Here is a 17518-nt window from a genome sequence, read left to right on the forward strand (position 1 = left end):
GACGCTCCCTTTCTTAGATGAAATGTAAAAAGTGAAGTAGCGGCATCACAAACAGGATACTGTCGAACCGGTCAAGGATGCCTCCATGCCCAGGTAAGATGTTTCCTGAATCTTTAACGTTAAAATGCCTTTTTAATGCAGATTCGACTAGATCGCCCATTTGGCCGAATATCGATGCAACGATTGTCACTCCAATGATAAGCAGTATAGGCTTGTCCAAATCGATGAAATAATTCAAAATCAATCCGATGCCTATAGCCCATACGATGCCTCCGACAAAGCCTTCCACCGTTTTGTTAGGCGATATCTCAGGCCATAGTTTGCGTTTGCCGATCTTTCGGCCTGTAAAATAGGCTCCGGAGTCCGTGAACCAGACGATAAACAGGGCAAAGATGATAAATGCAAGACCAGCTTCGCGCGTTTCAATTGTGTAATAAAAACCCATTCCCAAATACAAAGTTCCGAGTACGGCAAAAGCAGCATCGTCAAAAGTAAAGCTGTTTTTAACTACCACAGTATGTATAAGAAGTAAAAGAACTGCTAAAAATGCGAACTCCACTTTTATATAGCCGGTCCATTCAAAAATTTGCAGCGCCCATTTATCGGGCAGCATAAGTGCGTATAACGCAAAAAGAGCGATAAGCCCTGGAATACTCCATAAATTGCGGCCTTTCATGTTAAGCAACTCTTGCAATCCCACCGTGCCTAATGCATACATCAGAAGTGTAAAAGGCGTTCCCCCAACATAAACAAAAGGAATGAAAAGAGCCGCAGCAATGATTCCAGTTATGATGCGCTGTTTCAATTTGCTTCTTCTCCTTTCAATCCTCCAAAACGGCGATTTCGTTTTTGGTAATTCTCAATCGCATCCAATAAAGCTTCTTCTCCGAAATCAGGCCACAAAGTCTCCGTGAACCAAAATTCTGTATAAGCCAGCTGCCAAAGCATGAAGTTGCTCAGCCGCACTTCCCCGCTTGTCCGGATCAATAAATCTGGCTCTGGCAACTTGCTGGTCATTAGCCCTTCAGTGATATGCTCTTCAGTAATATCTGCTATATTCAGAGTTCCAGCAGCCACTTGTGCAGCAATATCTTTAACCGCATCCACGATTTCCGCACGGCTTCCGTAATTCAAGGCGAAGTTCAACACAAGGCCGGTATTGTTCTTGGTTGCTTCTTTCGCTTTTCTGATGGCTTCAATGGTATGCGAAGGCAAATTCTGATGATACCCCATCATTTCTACACGCACATTCTCTTCAATTAACTCCGGCAGAAAAGTAGATAAAAACTCTTCAGGAAGACGCATCAGAAAATCTACTTCAATTTTCGGGCGTTTCCAATTTTCGGTGGAAAAAGCATAAAGAGTCAAGACGTTGACTCCTATATGACTCGCCAGCTTCGTAACTTTGCGGACTGTCTTCATTCCTTCATGATGGCCTGCCACTCTAGGCAGTGAACGTTTTTTAGCCCATCGCCCATTGCCATCCATAATGATGGCAATATGTGACGGGACCCCTGCTCTGGCAACAGCATATGAGCGCTCCTCATATTCCGGAACCGGATCTGCCATTCGTTTTAATAATTTATTGAACATAGTTTAATCCTCCACCTATTGCAAATCGGCATGTCTATTGCTTATCATATCAAAAAAATCGGCATTGTGCGCTTTCTTTGATGCAGCAATGCATATTTTGGCATGAAAAAGCGTCCTGCTAAACAGGACGCCCGGCAATCGTGAAAGTTCGAATTAAACTTCCATTATTTCTTTTTCTTTATCTTTTGCCACTTCATCGATTTTTGCAATATATGAATCCGTCAATTTTTGCACTTCATCCGAATAGCTGCGCAAATCATCTTCCGTTATCTCGCTCTTTTTCTCGAGTTTCTTGTATTCGTCATTAGCGTCCCGGCGAATGTTGCGGATACCGATTTTCGCTTCTTCCGCTTCTTTTTTCACTTGTTTTACAAGGTCTTTCCGGCGTTCTTCAGTAAGAGCCGGAATTGCCAAGCGAATTACCGTACCGTCATTAGTAGGGCTTAAGCCTAAGTCTGATTTAAGAATCGCTTTTTCGATGTCGCCCATTATGGTCTTGTCATATGGTTGAATAACGATTAGGCGTGCTTCCGGAACAGATACACCCGCCACTTGGTTGATTGGTGTAGGAGCTCCGTAATATTCAACAGTCAATTTGTTTAAAATTGAAGGATTTGCACGACCTGCTCGAATCGAAGAAAGTTCACGTGAAAAAGCTTGGATTGCATTTTCCATTTTTGTTTTCGTGTCGTTCATCACATTTTTCGGCATTATAAAGTTCTCCTCACTACTGTCCCGATTTTTTCACCGAGTACAGCCCGTTTTATATTTCCATTTTCCATAATTGAGAATACTACGAGTGGAATGTCATTGTCCATACAAAGTGTGGAAGCTGTTGAATCCATTACTTGCAAGCCTTGCTGAATCACATCAAAATAAGATAGCTCATCGTATTTAACAGCTGTATCATCAGTTCTAGGATCTGCTGAGTAAACACCGTCCACGTTGTTTTTAGCCATTAAAATAACATCGGCTTCAATTTCAGCAGCGCGAAGTGCCGCAGTCGTATCAGTAGAGAAATAAGGATTGCCTGTGCCTGCAGCAAAAATAACAACCCGTTTTTTCTCTAAATGGCGAATGGCTCTTCTTCGGATATAAGGTTCAGCCACTTGGCGCATTTCAATAGAAGAAAGGACACGTGTTTCTACTCCTTGTTTTTCCAAAGAATCTTGCAATGCCAACGAATTCATGACCGTTGCCAGCATTCCCATATAATCCGCTGTCGCGCGGTCCATACCCATTTCCGAGCCGACCTTGCCCCGCCAGATATTTCCGCCGCCTACAACTACAGCAACTTCTACACCGAGTTCTACAACTTCTTTTACTTGGCTAGCCACTGTTTTGATGATTTCAGGAGACAAACCGAAACCTTGTCCGCCAGCCATCGCTTCTCCACTTAGTTTTAGTACAATGCGTTTATATTGTTGAACACTCATCGGTACCCTCCGTTACACTTTTATTGAAAAATAGGGAACACCTTTCAGTGTTCCCCGGGTTGAATCTTATAAGAATAACCTTATTTTTTGTTTACTTGGCTCATTACTTCATCAGCAAAGTTATCTTCGCGTTTTTCAATGCCTTCTCCAACTTCATAACGGATGAATTCTTTTACAGTTCCACCAGTTGAAGCTGCGAAATCACGGACTTTTTGGTCAGAATTCTTAACAAATGCTTGGTCAAGCAAGCAAACGTCTTCGAAGTACTTGCCAAGGCGGCCTTCAACCATTTTAGCAACAATGTTTTCTGGTTTGCCTTCGTTAAGAGCTTGTTCAGTCAATACTTTGCGTTCATGTTCTACTTCCTCAGCAGAAACTTCGTCGCGTGAAACGTATTTCGGGTTCAAGGCTGCAATGTGCATTGCGATATCGCGTGCAGCGCTCGCGTCTGTAGAATTTTCAAGAACAACTAGCACGGAGATGCGTCCACCCATGTGAAGGTAAGGACCAAAAGCGTCAGCGTCAGTTTTAGTGCGGACTTCAAAGCGGCGCAAAGTGATTTTCTCACCAATTTTAGCGATAGCGTTTGAAATATGGTCTGCAACTGTAACACCGTTAGACATTGTCGAAGCAGTAGCTTCTTCAATAGTAGCCGGTTTAGTTTCGATCAAGTGCTCGCCCAATTCTTTTACTAACGTCTGGAAGCCTTCGTTTTTCGCTACGAAATCTGTTTCAGCGTTTACTTCGTAGATAACTGCGTCATTGTCTTTTACAAGGATTGAAGTAATCCCTTCAGCTGCAATGCGGTCAGCTTTCTTAGAAGCACTTGAAAGGCCTTTTTCACGCAAGAAGTCGATTGCTGCGTCAATATCGCCGTCTGTCTGAACTAGTGCTTTTTTGCAATCCATCATACCCGCGCCTGTTTTTTCACGCAATTCTTTTACCATTTGAGCTGTAACTGCCATGATTAAATTCCTCCTTAGGATATATACGTTTTCTCAAAAAAAGGTGATAAGTGGGGTTGGCCGCTTATCACCTGTACTACTTGTGAATTACTCAGCAGCAACAGCTGGAGCTTCTTCGTCTTCTTCCGGTTTAGACTCAAGCAAAGCGTCTGCCATTTTACCAGTCAATAGCTTAACAGCGCGAATTGCATCATCGTTTGCAGGAATTACATAATCGATTTCATCCGGATCACAGTTAGTATCAACGATACCAACGATAGGAATGTTCAATTTAATAGCTTCTGCTACTGCAATGCGTTCTTTGCGTGGGTCAACTACGAACATTACGTCCGGCAGTGAACTCATATCACGGATACCGCCAAGGAATTTAACAAGGCGTTCGTGTTCTTTTTTCAATTGAACTACTTCTTTTTTCGGTAGAACATCAAAAGTTCCGTCCTCTTCCATGCGCTCGATTTGTTTCAAACGGCTAACACGTTTTTGGATTGTACCGAAGTTAGTAAGCGTTCCACCCAACCAGCGTTGGTTGATGTAGTAGTTACCAGAGCGCTCTGCTTCTTCTTTGATAGCATCTTGAGCTTGTTTTTTCGTTCCGACGAATAACACTTTACCGCCTTCTTCGCCCACTTGTTTCATGAAGCTGTAAGCTTCCTCCAATTTGCGGACTGTTTTTTGAAGATCGATAATGTAGATACCGTTACGCTCAACGAAAATATATTTTTTCATTTTCGGGTTCCAACGGCGAGTCTGATGGCCAAAGTGTACACCAGCTTCAAGCAATTGTTTCATAGAAATTACTGACATGTGTGTTTCCTCCTGATAGGTTATTTTTCCTCCGCATTCTTCTTCTCTGAACCGTTACTTGTTCCAAGCACCTGCGATTCAAATCGAAATGCGTGTGTATTTAACACCATTTGAAATTATACCACGGTCTCTTATAGGACCGCAAGAAGTTTCTCTTATAAGATTCGGCTTCTTTATTTCCACTTCTTATTTTGTTTTTGACTCGAATTTAAAAACACTGACATTTTGAAGAAGGATTAATGAAATCCCTTGGGCAGTGGCTCTCCGCCAGAAGCGAGCCGCGGAAAAAATTTGCCTAAATCGTTTCTGGCAAAGCTAACGCAGCGGCTGTTTTTCATGCACCGAAGCTAGCACAGCGATGCAGGTGCAATGCGGAAACAAAAACAGCGAATGAACTAAAGAACGATACAAGAGCAAATGGTTTTGTGCGGCTGTTTTTTCGAGATATCATCAAGACCATCCAGCGTTTCAGAAAAAAAGCAAAACAAAAAAGGTGCCGGAATTGATCCGGCACCTTTTGATTTAATTAGTTCATTTTCAATTGTTCTAATTCAGCAAGGAATTTTGTGTTCAATACTTTAATGTATGTCCCTTTCATTCCTAGAGAACGAGATTCGATAACGCCAGCACTTTCAAGTTTGCGAAGTGCGTTAACGATAACTGAGCGAGTGATTCCTACACGGTCAGCGATTTTTGAAGCGACAAGCAAACCTTCGTTGCCGTCAAGCTCTTCAAAAATGTGTTCAATCGCTTCAAGTTCACTGTATGAAAGTGAAGAAATCGCCATTTGAACAACTGCTTTGCTGCGTGCTTCCTCTTCGATGCGGTCGCCTTTTTCACGAAGGATTTCCATCCCTACTACTGTTGCACCGTATTCACCCAAAATCAAATCATCATCTCCGAACGGCTGATCAACGCGGCCAAGAAGAAGTGTCCCTAAACGCTCTCCTCCACCAATAATCGGAACGATTGTTGTCAAACCGCCTTTGAACAATTCACGTTCTTCAACCGGGAAGATCGTGTGCTCGCTGTTTACGTCCAAGTTAGCAGACGTTTCAGTGATGGTAGATAAGTTTTGTGTGTATTCAAGCGGGAATTGACGCTCTTCCAGCATCCCTTTCATACGCTCGTTTTCGATTTGGCGGTTAACTGCGAAACCTAGCACCTTACCTTTACGGCTTACTACGAAAGCGTTGCATTGGATTACTTCGCTTAAAGTTTCGGCCATATCTTTAAAGTTTACAGGCTTTCCTGCCGCTGCTTGCAGCATCGAGTTAATACGTCTTGTTTTTTCCAATAAATTCATTCTAATGAACCTCCTACAGTTTCAAACACTATTTATTAAATATTCTAAAGGTTTTTACTCTTTTTTGAAACTACTTTGCCTTGATTTACAAGATAAATTGTGACAAATCTTTATTTTTCGCCACATTTTCTAATTTTTCGTTCACATATTGAGGAGTAATGTCAATTTGTGCCGGCGATATTTCTGCTGCCTCAAATGATAAGTCTTCCAACAAGCGTTCCAAAATCGTATGGAGACGGCGAGCCCCTATGTTATCGGTTTCCTGATTTACTTCATAAGCAATTTCCGCAAGTCTGACTATTGACGCATCATTGAAGTGTACCATAACTCCCTCTGTTTCGAGAAGCGCTTTGTATTGATTTATCAAAGAATGTTTTGGTTCCGTTAAAATTTTGACAAAATCATTCACTTCCAGCTTCTGCAATTCAACACGAATCGGGAAACGTCCCTGCAATTCCGGAATAAGATCTGATGGTTTAGACATGTGGAATGCGCCTGCAGCTACAAACAGCATGTAATCGGTTTTGACTGCACCGTATTTTGTGGATACCGTTGATCCTTCGACAATCGGCAAAATATCACGCTGCACTCCTTCCCTTGACACATCCGCTGACGAAGAACTATTTTTACTTGCAATTTTATCCATTTCATCGATGAATATGATGCCTTGCTGTTCGGAACGCTGAATTGCTTCCATAGCGACTTCCTCGTTATCCACCAGCTTAGCCGCTTCTTCGGCAACCAAAATCCGGCGTGCTTCTTTTACCTGCAAACGGCGCTTTTTCTTTTTCTTTGGCATTAACGAAGATAAAGCGTCTTGCATATTTGCACCCATCTGTTCCATTCCCGAACCTTGCAAGGCGTCAAACATAGATGGAATATTTTCTTCCACTTCGACAACGACCCATTCATCTTCCAATTTTCCAGCTTTTAAATCTGCAGCAATTTCTCTTCTCTTCACACGCACTTCCACTTCTGCTGTCGGATCTTCTTCTTCTGCATCCATCTTTTGCCCAAAAAGCATTTCAAGTGGATTTTGGCTGTTTGGTTTTTTCTTGCGTGAAGGTGCAAGAAGTTTGACGATTCGTTCATTAGCCGCAGATTCAGCTTGGAACTTGACCGCTTCAAACTTTTCCTCTTTGACGATGCGCACTGCTGCTTCCACCAAATCCCGCACCATTGATTCAACATCGCGGCCAACATAGCCCACTTCTGTAAACTTAGTGGCTTCCACTTTTACAAATGGCGCTCCGGTCAATTTGGCAATGCGTCTGGCAATTTCCGTTTTCCCGACGCCCGTAGGACCAATCATCAGAATATTTTTCGGGATCACTTCATCACGAAGTTCCTCGTCCAGTCGGCTGCGGCGGTATCGGTTGCGCAAAGCAATCGCAATCGATCGTTTGGCGTCTTTTTGGCCAACAATAAAACGGTCAAGGTGATCTGTAATTTGTCTAGGAGTCAAATCTTGCTGTTTTTTCATTTTGACAACTCCTCTACTACGATTTGATGGTTTGTATAGACACAAATGTCTGCTGCAGTTTCTAAAGCGGACTTCGCTATTTCAGCCGCTGTCATCTGGTCCCCTGCAAACTTCTTCAAAGCTCTTCCTGCAGCAAGCGCATAATTGCCTCCTGATCCGATAGCCAAAATCCCATCGTCAGGTTCAATCACTTCGCCGGTTCCTGAAACGAGCAATAACTCGTCTTTGTTCATGATGATCAGCATTGCTTCTAATTGGCGGAGCATTTTATCTCCCCGCCACTGTTTAGCCAGTTCGACAGCGGCACGCTGCAAGTTGCCGTTGTATTCGGTGAGCTTGCCTTCAAACATTTCAAATAAAGTGAAAGCATCTGCAACAGAACCTGCAAAGCCGGTCAGAACCTGGCCATTGTATAACTTCCGCACTTTTCTCGCCGTGTGTTTCATCACTACTGCATTGCCGAATGTGACTTGGCCATCGCCAGCCATTGCGCATTCACCGTTATGCTGAACTGCGAATATCGTTGTTGCATGAAATTGCTGCATGTAGATGTCTCCTCTCTAAGCTCGTGGATGTGAATTCAAATAAGTTTTTCTCAAATGCTCTTTTGTTACATGCGTATACACTTGCGTAGAACTCAAGTGCGAATGGCCCAGCAGCTCTTGCACAGTCCGCATATCAGCTCCATTGTTCAATAAATGGGTTGCAAACGTATGACGGATCATATGGGGATAAATTGACGAATTAACAGATGCTTTTTTCATGCATTCGCTCAATATATGCCGAATGCCTCTATCAGTCAGCGGCTCTCCGCGGCTATTGACGAACAATCCCATATGCTCTTGCTTCTTCATCAACCTTGGACGAACTTCATCGATATAATGTTCCAAAGCATCATGTGCAAACTGGCCATATGGAATATACCGTTCTTTCCGTCCCTTTCCCATGACTTTCACAATTTGAATTTGCCGGTCCAAATCCTGCATCCGAATTGATACACATTCGCTGACCCGCATTCCTGTAGCATATAGCAACTCTAGCAGAGCAGTGTTTCGGATCGATAAATTATCTTCACCTTGCACTGAGGCAAATAACACTTCCATTTCTTCTTCGTAAAAAAATTGCGGAAGCCGTTCTTCTTTTTTGGGATGGTAAAGCGAACGGAAAGCCGCTTCACTCAACCCGTATTCCCGGTTGCCGTATTTAAAAAAGGAGCGAATCGCTGAAATTTTTCTGGATATGGTTGTGCGCGACAATTGAGCATCATATAATTCCGTCACATAATTTCTTGCATGCAAATATTCTACATCCTGTATCTCCGGCACCTTCTCTTTTTCCAAAAACAGAAAAAAATCCGCCAAATCTTTTTCGTAATGGTGGACGGTGTGTTCAGAGTAATTCTTTTCGAGTTGAATGTAAGTCATAAAAGATTTGAGCATTTCTTCTTTCTTCATCCATGCACCCACCTTTTTTTACAAATACAAAAGCCTCTAAATTATAACAACATTTAGAGGCTTTTATCAATTAAACCGTCGCTGTATTCATATAATTTCGAATTGCCTCGAGAGCTCGTTCCGCATGTCTTTCAGCCCGTTCCTGTTTTGATTTGATACGCTCACCTAAATCAGGGAACAAACCAAAATTGACATTCATCGGCTGGAAGTTCTTGCTGTCTGCTTCTGTAATGTAGCGCGCCATGCTGCCAAGTGCTGTTTCAGCCGGCAAGACAATCTGTTCTTCGCCTAATGCCAGTTTCGCTGCGTTAATGCCTGCCAGAAGGCCGCTTCCAGCAGACTCTACATAGCCTTCAACACCGGTCATTTGTCCGGCAAAGAAGATATTCGGATTCGCTTTCAGCTGGTATGTCGGTTTCAAAACGCGCGGTGAGTTTATGAATGTATTGCGATGCATTACACCATAACGGACAATTTCCACGTTCTCAAGTCCTGGAATCAGTTTCAGCACTTCTTTTTGAGGGCCCCATTTTAAATGTGTCTGGAAGCCGACAATATTGTAAAGCGTTCCAGCTGCATCGTCTTGGCGCAGCTGAACAACTGCATAAGGCCGTTTTCCTGTTTTCGGATCTTCAAGTCCTACCGGTTTCATCGGTCCGAATGTCAAAGTTTTTTCGCCTCTTGCGGCCATGACTTCGATTGGCATACAGCCTTCAAAGTAAATTTCTTTTTCGAATTCTTTTAATGGCACTACTTCCGCTTCGACAAGAGCGGTACGGAAACGGTTGAATTCCTCTTCTGTCATCGGACAGTTCAAGTAAGCCGCTTCGCCTTTGTCATAGCGGGATTTCAGATAAACTTTGTCCATATCAATGCTGTCTTTTTCCACAATCGGCGCAGCCGCATCATAAAAGTACAGATACTCTTCACCAGTCATTTGGCGGATTTTTTCAGCGAGCGCCGGAGAAGTCAAAGGGCCGGTGGCGATGATCGTGATGCCTTCCGGGATTTCCGTCACTTCTTCGTTGATGACTTCTACAAGCGGATGGTTTCGCACTTTCTCTGTTACCAGTCCTGCAAATTCGTGGCGGTCTACCGCGAGCGCGCCCCCTGCCGGAACAGATGAACGGTCGGCAGAATCAATAATCACCGACTCCAATTGCCGCATCTCTTCTTTTATAACCCCAACCGCATTGGTTAAGGAATTGGCACGCAGTGAATTGCTGCAGACCAGTTCAGCGAATTTGTCGGTATGGTGAGCCGGAGTTTGTTTAACAGGCCGCATTTCATATAACCGTACATTGATGCCGCGCTTCGCTACTTGCCAAGCCGCTTCACTTCCTGCCAAGCCAGCTCCAATTATATTCACATATTTTGTCATCATAAAACACCTCTATTAATTATTGAACTTCTTCTTTGTAATCACAGCTTGTGCAATTGATTTGCACACCTTTTTTCACTTTCTTTTCTACAAGCAACTGGCTGCATTTTGGACATGGACGTTCAATCGGTTTGTCCCACGATACAAAATCACATTCCGGGTAGCGTTCACAGCCGTAAAAAATGCGGCGCTTTTTGCTTTTCCGCTCAACAATTTCGCCTTCCTTGCAAGTTGGGCAAGTGACGCCGATATGTTTCACGATAGCTTTAGTGTTTCGGCAATCCGGAAAATTGCTGCATGCCATGAATTTGCCGTATCGACCTAATTTAAATACCATCGCCGAACCGCATAATTCACAATCTTCTCCGGCAGGTTCATCTTTGATCTGCACTTTTTCCATTTCATTTTCCGCTACTTCAACGTGTTTTTCAAAATCTTTGAAGAAAGTGTGTATAATGGCTCTCCATTCTATTTCGCCTTCTTCAACACTGTCCAAGTCATTTTCCATTTTCGCCGTAAATTCAATGTTTATGATATCCGGGAAAAACTCAAGGACCAGCTGATGGACAATTTCTCCCAGCTCTGTCGGTATAAAACGCTTGGCGTCCAGTGACACATAACCACGTTTTTGAATGGTGTCCAAAGTCGGTGCATAAGTAGACGGACGACCGATTCCCAGTTCTTCCAGCGCCCGGACTAAACGGGCCTCTGTAAAGCGCGGAGGCGGCTGTGTGAAATGCTGTTTCGGTTCAATCGTAACAGCTTCAACCGTATCACCTTCCGCCATTTCAGGCAAAATATTATCTTTGTCTTCTGTCTGGTCGTCTGTTCCTTCAATATAAAGCTTCATGAAACCTGGGAACTTTACTTGAGAACCGTTTGCACGGAATACTGCATCTCCGTTCTGCAACTCCGCCATCACTGTATCCAAAACTGCAGGAGACATTTGGCTCGCTACGAAACGATCCCAAATCAATTTATACAGCCGGTACAAGTCACGCGACAAGATGCTTTTCATAGATTCCGGTGTCCGCAAAACGCTGGTAGGACGTACCGCTTCGTGAGCATCCTGTGATTTGGCTGATTGTTTGGCAGCCGCTGACTTCGTTACATATTCCTCACCGTACTGCTCGACAATAAAATCCAGTGCATCTTTTTTGGCAGTTTCTGAAATACGGGTTGAATCCGTACGCATATACGTAATCAATCCTGTTATGCCTTCTTTTCCAACTTGTATACCTTCATATAATTGTTGGGCAAGCATCATTGTCTTTTTCGCTCGGAAATTTAATTTGCGGGCAGCTTCCTGCTGGAGGGATGAAGTTGTAAAAGAAGGGGAAGGATTTCTCTTTCTTTCTTTTTTCACCACGCGATTAACTGAAAAGTCTTTGCCTTTCATCGATGCCATCACAGCTTTAACATCATCTTCGTTTTGCAATTTCATCTTTTCTTTGGTACTTCCATAAAATTGGGCTTCAAATTTCTTTTTTGCTTTTTCAAACTCGCCTGTGATGGACCAGTATTCTTCTGGTTCGAAATTTTTAATTTCATTTTCACGGTCAATGATCAAACGAAGGGCAACAGATTGAACCCGTCCTGCTGATAACCCTTTTTTCACTTTTTTCCAAAGCAAAGGGCTGATGCTATAACCGACAAGGCGGTCGAGTATTCGCCGCGCTTGCTGCGCATCCACTAAATCCATGTCAATTTTCCGAGGATGTTTAAATGATTCTTTGATGGCGTCTTTTGTAATCTCGTTGAAAACGACTCTGCATTCTGTGCTTTGGTCAACACCTAGAGCATTGGCTAAATGCCAGGCAATGGCTTCTCCTTCACGATCCGGGTCAGCTGCCAGAAAGACTTTTTTCGCTTTTTTAGCTTCTTTTTTAAGATCTTGTAATATGGGGCCTTTGCCTCTGATCGTAATATAGCGGGGTTCGTAATTATTTTCTACGTCTACTCCCATTGTGCTGCGGGGCAGATCGCGTAAATGTCCGAGAGATGCACGGACTTTATACTTTTTCCCTAAATACCGTTCAATTGTTTTCGCTTTTGCAGGCGATTCAACAATAACCAAATAATCCGACATGAATATTCCTCCTCATAGAGGTTTCTTAAAATTATATAAAAGAATTACCTGTTGCAAAATGTATAACAGTTTTTGAAGGAATGCAAGGCTTTTCATTTATAACCATTATTTTTCAGCCCTTAAAAGACGATATTCTTCAAGGATTTGACTGCCTTTCCATACCGGCTTAGCCCCTTCCAAAATTAATTTGTGCGGCCCTTCAGACAAAGCTGAAAAAATATCTCCCGGAACAGCGAAAATATCTTTTCCATGGTCCAAAGCATGTTCTACAGTGCTTAACGTTCCACTTTTCGCTTTAGCTTCAGTGACCAGAATCCCTTGCGACAAACCACTGATAATCCGATTTCTCATAGGGAAATTCCACCGTTTCGGCTGCATATATGGCGGATATTCGGTGATCGATAAATATTTTTCTTCTATTATATTATGCAGCCCCGCATTCTCTTTCGGGTAGGGATGCAAAAAGCCGCTCCCTGTCACCGCAATTGTTTGGCCGCCAAGTTCAATTGTTGTGGCATGCGCCATGGCATCTGCACCTTTCGCAAGGCCGCTGACGATAAGAAATTGTTGTTCAACTAAAGGCGGCAGTATGGCATTGATGGCTTTTTGAGAATAATGGGAGGCGTTCCTAGAACCGATGACTGCTATTTTTTCGGGGGATAGCAGCAGTTCAAGCCTGCCTTTTGCATAAAGTATCGCCGGTGGATCAATCAAATCCAGCAAACTCACGGGGTAATTGGGATGGTGAAAAGATATGGGGGTTATCTTATGTTTCTCGTATAAATCTTTAAAAGGAATGGTTAAAGCTTTAGCATATGCAGTTTTCAATTGAATTGCCTGCGCGAGTGAAATTTCCATAAGGGCAGCTATTTCAAACGGCTTTTTTCTGTAGAGCTTCTCCAACTCCGGATCATCGCCCATTAACCGATTTATCCGGTTTAACGGTTTTGGGTAGACGTAATGCAAAGCTAATAGCCGCTGCCAAAAATCTTCTGTCATCAAATTCCTCCTTCAATCAAATAAAAATAAGACGCACCAGCAAGATGCGCCTTACTCTCATATTAATGTGTTTTACATTGATCGTACAAGCCTTTTTCTCTGATTACTCGGATTAAAGTCTCGCCGATTACTGAAGGAGTTTCTGCAACTTCGATTCCAGCTTCGTTCATCGCTTTAATCTTGTCTGCAGCTGTTCCTTTACCGCCAGAAATGATCGCACCGGCATGGCCCATACGTTTTCCTTCTGGAGCCGTTTGACCGCCGATAAAGCCGACAACCGGTTTTGTCATGTTCGCTTTAACCCACGCAGCAGCTTCTTCTTCTGCTGTTCCGCCGATTTCACCGATCATAATAACCGCATACGTATCTTCGTCTTCGTTGAATGCTTCAAGAGCATCGATGAAGTTTGTTCCGTTAACAGGGTCTCCACCGATTCCGACAGTTGTCGATTGGCCGATTCCTGCAACTGAAAGTTGAAGAGTCGCTTCGTATGTCAACGTCCCAGAACGGGAAATAACGCCGACATGCCCTTTTTTATGGATATAGCCAGGCATGATGCCGATTTTACATTCGTCTGGAGTGATAACGCCCGGACAGTTTGGTCCGACCAAACGCGTTTTTTTGCCTTCCATATAACGCTTCACTTTAACCATATCCAAGACCGGAATGTGTTCAGTGATGCAAATCGTCATATCAAGTTCAGCATCAACCGCTTCAAGAATTGCATCAGCCGCAAAAGGAGCTGGTACATAAATTACTGAAACATTAGCGCCGGTAGCTTTGACAGCATCTTCCACTGTGTTGAAAACCGGTACGCCTTCAACTTCAGTGCCACCCTTGCCAGGTGTTACCCCAGCAACGATTTTTGTTCCATATTCAAGCATCTGTTTTGTATGGAAAAGGGCAGTTGACCCTGTAATTCCTTGTACAATAACTTTTGTGTCTTTGTTAATGAATACACTCATCTTTGTCCCTGCCCTTCTTTAGCCTACAAGTTCTACGATCTTTTGAGCGCCTTCTGCCATTGTGTCAGCAGAGTTGATATCAAGACCTGATTCGTTCAGCAATTTTTTGCCTAATTCAACGTTCGTTCCTTCAAGACGGACGACTAAAGGCACATTCAAGCTTACTTCTTTCGCTGCTTGGATAACGCCTTCCGCGATGATGTCACACTTCATGATACCGCCGAAAATGTTAACGAAGATTCCTTTTACATTCTTGTCAGAAAGAATGATTTTGAAAGCTTCCGTTACTTTCTCAGCAGTGGCACCGCCCCCAACGTCAAGGAAGTTAGCGGGTGTTCCGCCGTAATAGTTGATCGTATCCATTGTTGCCATAGCTAGGCCGGCACCGTTAACCATACAGCCGATATTTCCGTCTAGGGAAATATAGCTCAAGTCATATTTTGACGCTTCGATTTCTTTTGGATCTTCTTCATCATAATCGCGCATTTCCATGATGTTCTGATGGCGGTAAAGAGCGTTTGCATCGAAGTTGAATTTCGCATCCAATGCTACTACTTGGCCGTCTCCAGTCACTACAAGCGGATTGATTTCGACGATAGCTGCATCGGTATCAACATAAGCCTGGTAAAGGCCCAGCATCAATTTAGCTGCTTTATTGACAAGTTTAGTCGGGATGTTCATGTTATAAGCCATACGACGTGCTTGGAAGCCAGTCAATCCGACAACCGGGTCGATTTCTTCATAGAAAAGACGCTCCGGATTGTTTGCTGCTACTTCCTCGATGTCCATTCCGCCTTCTTCTGAACCCATAAGAGTTACACGAGAAGTTTCGCGGTCAAGCACCAATCCTAAGTAATATTCCTTCTGGATGTCGCTTCCCGCTTCAATATACAAGCGTTTAACTTCTTTTCCTTCAGGACCAGTCTGATGTGTCACAAGTACTTTACCAAGTAATTCTTTGGCAATTGTGCGCACTTCGTCCAAGTTTTTGGCAAGCTTGACTCCGCCTGCTTTCCCGCGGCCACCTGCGTGGATTTGGGCTTTTACCACAACAACATCAGTACCTAGTTCTTTAGCCGCTTTCACTGCTTCTTCCGGAGAAAAAGCTACATGGCCTTCAGGAACTGCTACTCCATATTGTTTAAGGATTTGTTTCCCCTGATATTCATGGATATTCATCTGTCATCCTCCAATCAAACATCTGTATCTTTATGTAGTGCCTTTATCATTGTATTAAAGATGCCTTCAAAAGTCCACAGTTGTTGGCTATACTACAAAAAAATCAGAATTTTCAGTTGTTTTCGACCGGACATTTTTAAATTAATTTCTCTTTCAGCAATGACTTTACGGGCTCAAACGTTTTCCGGTGAATGGGGCAGGGGCCGAATTTCTGCAAAGCGGCTACATGCTCTTTTGTGCCGTATCCAGCATGTCTATCGAAACCGTAAACCGGATACTCTGCTGCATAAGCCTCCATGATGGCATCACGGCCTGTCTTTGCCAGGATAGAAGCAGCGGCAATGCTCAAGCTTTTGGCATCCCCTTTAATAATCGATTCGCTTTGTCTTCCAACGTCCAGTTTCATCGCATCTGCCAGAACAATATCGGGTTCCGGATTTAATTGCAATGCCGCTTTTGTCATCGACATTTTAGTCGCTTGATAAATATTCAATGCATCAATTTCTTCAGGAGGCTGAATATGCACGGCATAGCTGACCGCCATATCTTTAATCAGTGAGGCAAAATATTCCCGTTTCGCTTTTGGCAGTTTTTTCGAATCGTCCAGGCCAAGGAGGGCTGAACAGTCTTCAGGCAGGATGACAGCTGCAGTGACTACCGGACCGGCAAGCGGACCTCTGCCTGCTTCATCGATTCCACAGACCAAATCGCCTTTATTCTTTTTAAAGGTTTCATCAAAATCTATTTTTTGGCTGTGCGCTAAAACCAGTTTTTCGCGCTGGCTTTTTTTTCGCAGCCAGCCCGAGAGTGCGGCCTGTACATTTTTTCTTGAATCTTGTTGGAGTTCATCCATCCAAGGCTCCCATTCGACAGCCTCTGCCAATCTTTCTTTTACTTCCCCAATTGTTTTCATGCCATCAGCTCTTTCTTTTTTGTATGTAAAAAAAGAGCCGGACTCAATTGCTTGAGCCAGCCCTTTTGATCGCACATCATTCCTCAACAATCATTTCATCGCGGTAGTCGAACGTAATACGGCCAAGATATTGGTTGCGGATATCACGGACGATGGCTTCAGCAGTCATTTCATAATCCACTTCTCCACCTGGTGAAATGAAACTCCGCTTTTTTGCAATGTGGTCAAACGTATGGACAATTTCTTCATCTACTCCATCGATGCCATAGCGCTCTTTCAAGCGTTCCGGATACCGCTCTTCAAGAAATTTCAATGCATAAATCGCCAGTTCCTCCATATGGATGACCGAGTCTTTTATCGCCCCTGTAACGGCCAGTTTCAAGCCGGTTTCCGGGTCTTCAAATTTCGGCCAAAGTATGCCGGGAGTGTCCAAAAGCTCTATTTCCTTGCCTACTTTAATCCATTGCTGCGCTTTTGTTACGCCGGGCATATTGCCGGTTTTCGCCAGGCTTTTTTTAGATAGCCGGTTGATGAGTGTGGATTTCCCGACATTCGGTATTCCTACAATCATTGCCCGGATAGCCCGGGGTTTGATCCCTTTGGAAATCATACGATCCCATTTTTCAGCTAAAATTTCTTTTGATGTTTTGGTCACTAATTGCAGCCCTCTTCCTTCAAGGGAATTGATTGCAACTGCGCGGGTTCCTTGATCCTCAAAATATCGAATCCACTTTTTGGTTTCAACTTCATCTGCCATATCCATTTTGTTTAAAATAATCAAACGTGGTTTTTGCTGAATCACTTGATCAATCATCGGATTTCGTGAAGATAAAGGTAACCGGGCATCTACAAGTTCGAAGATGATATCCACCAATTTCAGTTTTTCCGTAACTTCTCTTCTTGCTTTTGCCATATGCCCTGGAAACCATTGTATCGTCATAAAAACACTCC

At 43.4% G+C, this 17518-nt stretch carries 17 protein-coding genes; all 17 read right to left on the bottom strand.

What is annotated here, in order from left to right:
• Window positions 1–13 precede the first annotated feature (13 nt).
• Entirely contained in the window at window positions 14–805 is a 792-nt protein-coding gene (locus ACSFXN_RS11275; RefSeq protein WP_437150209.1) for a phosphatidate cytidylyltransferase, read from the bottom strand.
• A complete protein-coding gene (locus tag ACSFXN_RS11280; RefSeq protein WP_437150210.1) occupies window positions 802–1593 on the bottom strand; it encodes an isoprenyl transferase in 792 nt (263 codons plus the stop codon). Before ACSFXN_RS11280 ends, ACSFXN_RS11275 begins: the two co-directional genes overlap by 4 nt.
• A 153-nt stretch (window positions 1594–1746) precedes the next feature.
• Complete coding sequence (frr, locus tag ACSFXN_RS11285) at window positions 1747–2304, bottom strand: ribosome recycling factor (protein ID WP_437150211.1); 558 nt, start codon at window positions 2302–2304, stop codon at window positions 1747–1749.
• Complete coding sequence (gene pyrH / locus ACSFXN_RS11290; protein ID WP_300989599.1) at window positions 2304–3029, bottom strand: UMP kinase; 726 nt, start codon at window positions 3027–3029, stop codon at window positions 2304–2306. Before pyrH ends, frr begins: the two co-directional genes overlap by 1 nt.
• An 80-nt stretch (window positions 3030–3109) precedes the next feature.
• Window positions 3110–3994, bottom strand: a complete 885-nt coding sequence (gene tsf / locus ACSFXN_RS11295) for a translation elongation factor Ts (RefSeq protein WP_300989600.1) — start codon at window positions 3992–3994, stop codon at window positions 3110–3112.
• Between the two features lie 87 nt (window positions 3995–4081).
• Complete coding sequence (rpsB, locus tag ACSFXN_RS11300) at window positions 4082–4798, bottom strand: 30S ribosomal protein S2 (RefSeq protein ID WP_300989601.1); 717 nt, start codon at window positions 4796–4798, stop codon at window positions 4082–4084.
• A 526-nt stretch (window positions 4799–5324) separates the two neighbouring features.
• Entirely contained in the window at window positions 5325–6104 is a 780-nt protein-coding gene (gene codY, locus ACSFXN_RS11305; RefSeq protein ID WP_437150213.1) for a GTP-sensing pleiotropic transcriptional regulator CodY, read from the bottom strand.
• Between the two features lie 85 nt (window positions 6105–6189).
• Window positions 6190–7587, bottom strand: a complete 1398-nt coding sequence (gene hslU / locus ACSFXN_RS11310) for an HslU--HslV peptidase ATPase subunit (protein ID WP_437150215.1) — start codon at window positions 7585–7587, stop codon at window positions 6190–6192.
• The gene (hslV, locus tag ACSFXN_RS11315) at window positions 7584–8132 is read right to left on the bottom strand and encodes an ATP-dependent protease subunit HslV (RefSeq protein ID WP_300989604.1); all 549 of its coding nucleotides are present in this window, start codon (window positions 8130–8132) and stop codon (window positions 7584–7586) included. Before hslV ends, hslU begins: the two co-directional genes overlap by 4 nt.
• Before the next feature lie 15 nt (window positions 8133–8147).
• Window positions 8148–9041 (bottom strand): tyrosine recombinase XerC, encoded by an 894-nt coding sequence (xerC, locus tag ACSFXN_RS11320; RefSeq protein WP_437150217.1) that lies wholly within the window; start codon window positions 9039–9041, stop codon window positions 8148–8150.
• A 70-nt stretch (window positions 9042–9111) separates the two neighbouring features.
• A complete protein-coding gene (gene trmFO / locus ACSFXN_RS11325; RefSeq protein ID WP_437150471.1) occupies window positions 9112–10422 on the bottom strand; it encodes an FADH(2)-oxidizing methylenetetrahydrofolate--tRNA-(uracil(54)-C(5))-methyltransferase TrmFO in 1311 nt (436 codons plus the stop codon).
• Between the two features lie 19 nt (window positions 10423–10441).
• Window positions 10442–12511: a type I DNA topoisomerase gene (gene topA / locus ACSFXN_RS11330; RefSeq protein ID WP_437150218.1), complete on the bottom strand. Its 2070-nt coding sequence runs from the start codon at window positions 12509–12511 to the stop codon at window positions 10442–10444.
• A gap of 105 nt (window positions 12512–12616) precedes the next feature.
• On the bottom strand, window positions 12617–13510 hold the full coding sequence (dprA, locus tag ACSFXN_RS11335) for a DNA-processing protein DprA (RefSeq protein ID WP_437150220.1): 894 nt from the start codon (window positions 13508–13510) through the stop codon (window positions 12617–12619).
• A gap of 62 nt (window positions 13511–13572) precedes the next feature.
• Complete coding sequence (sucD, locus tag ACSFXN_RS11340) at window positions 13573–14475, bottom strand: succinate--CoA ligase subunit alpha (protein ID WP_300989609.1); 903 nt, start codon at window positions 14473–14475, stop codon at window positions 13573–13575.
• Window positions 14476–14493: 18 nt separating this feature from the next.
• Window positions 14494–15654, bottom strand: coding sequence for an ADP-forming succinate--CoA ligase subunit beta (gene sucC / locus ACSFXN_RS11345; RefSeq protein WP_300989610.1), 1161 nt, complete (start codon window positions 15652–15654; stop codon window positions 14494–14496).
• 136 nt (window positions 15655–15790) lie between these two features.
• A complete protein-coding gene (locus ACSFXN_RS11350) occupies window positions 15791–16567 on the bottom strand; it encodes a ribonuclease HII (protein WP_437150221.1) in 777 nt (258 codons plus the stop codon).
• Between the two features lie 76 nt (window positions 16568–16643).
• Complete coding sequence (gene ylqF, locus ACSFXN_RS11355; RefSeq protein WP_437150222.1) at window positions 16644–17507, bottom strand: ribosome biogenesis GTPase YlqF; 864 nt, start codon at window positions 17505–17507, stop codon at window positions 16644–16646.
• Window positions 17508–17518 lie beyond the last annotated feature (11 nt).

The organism is Planococcus sp. 1R117A, assembly GCF_051417975.1.
Taxonomy (GTDB): Bacteria; Bacillota; Bacilli; order Bacillales_A; family Planococcaceae; genus Planococcus; species Planococcus shenhongbingii.

Bases quoted from the DNA above. Each gene is read 5' to 3' on its own strand.
- ACSFXN_RS11280 (WP_437150210.1), bottom strand. From the start codon at position 1,593: ATGTTCAATAAATTATTAAAACGAATGGCAGATCCGGTTCCGGAATAT.
- frr (WP_437150211.1), bottom strand. From the start codon at position 2,304: ATGCCGAAAAATGTGATGAACGACACGAAAACAAAAATGGAAAATGCA.
- pyrH (WP_300989599.1), bottom strand. From the start codon at position 3,029: ATGAGTGTTCAACAATATAAACGCATTGTACTAAAACTAAGTGGAGAA.
- tsf (WP_300989600.1), bottom strand. From the start codon at position 3,994: ATGGCAGTTACAGCTCAAATGGTAAAAGAATTGCGTGAAAAAACAGGC.
- rpsB (WP_300989601.1), bottom strand. From the start codon at position 4,798: ATGTCAGTAATTTCTATGAAACAATTGCTTGAAGCTGGTGTACACTTT.
- codY (WP_437150213.1), bottom strand. From the start codon at position 6,104: ATGAATTTATTGGAAAAAACAAGACGTATTAACTCGATGCTGCAAGCA.
- hslU (WP_437150215.1), bottom strand. From the start codon at position 7,587: ATGAAAAAACAGCAAGATTTGACTCCTAGACAAATTACAGATCACCTT.
- hslV (WP_300989604.1), bottom strand. From the start codon at position 8,132: ATGCAGCAATTTCATGCAACAACGATATTCGCAGTTCAGCATAACGGT.
- xerC (WP_437150217.1), bottom strand. From the start codon at position 9,041: ATGAAGAAAGAAGAAATGCTCAAATCTTTTATGACTTACATTCAACTC.
- trmFO (WP_437150471.1), bottom strand. From the start codon at position 10,422: ATGACAAAATATGTGAATATAATTGGAGCTGGCTTGGCAGGAAGTGAA.
- topA (WP_437150218.1), bottom strand. From the start codon at position 12,511: ATGTCGGATTATTTGGTTATTGTTGAATCGCCTGCAAAAGCGAAAACA.
- dprA (WP_437150220.1), bottom strand. From the start codon at position 13,510: ATGACAGAAGATTTTTGGCAGCGGCTATTAGCTTTGCATTACGTCTAC.
- sucD (WP_300989609.1), bottom strand. From the start codon at position 14,475: ATGAGTGTATTCATTAACAAAGACACAAAAGTTATTGTACAAGGAATT.
- sucC (WP_300989610.1), bottom strand. From the start codon at position 15,654: ATGAATATCCATGAATATCAGGGGAAACAAATCCTTAAACAATATGGA.
- ACSFXN_RS11350 (WP_437150221.1), bottom strand. From the start codon at position 16,567: ATGAAAACAATTGGGGAAGTAAAAGAAAGATTGGCAGAGGCTGTCGAA.
- ylqF (WP_437150222.1), bottom strand. From the start codon at position 17,507: ATGACGATACAATGGTTTCCAGGGCATATGGCAAAAGCAAGAAGAGAA.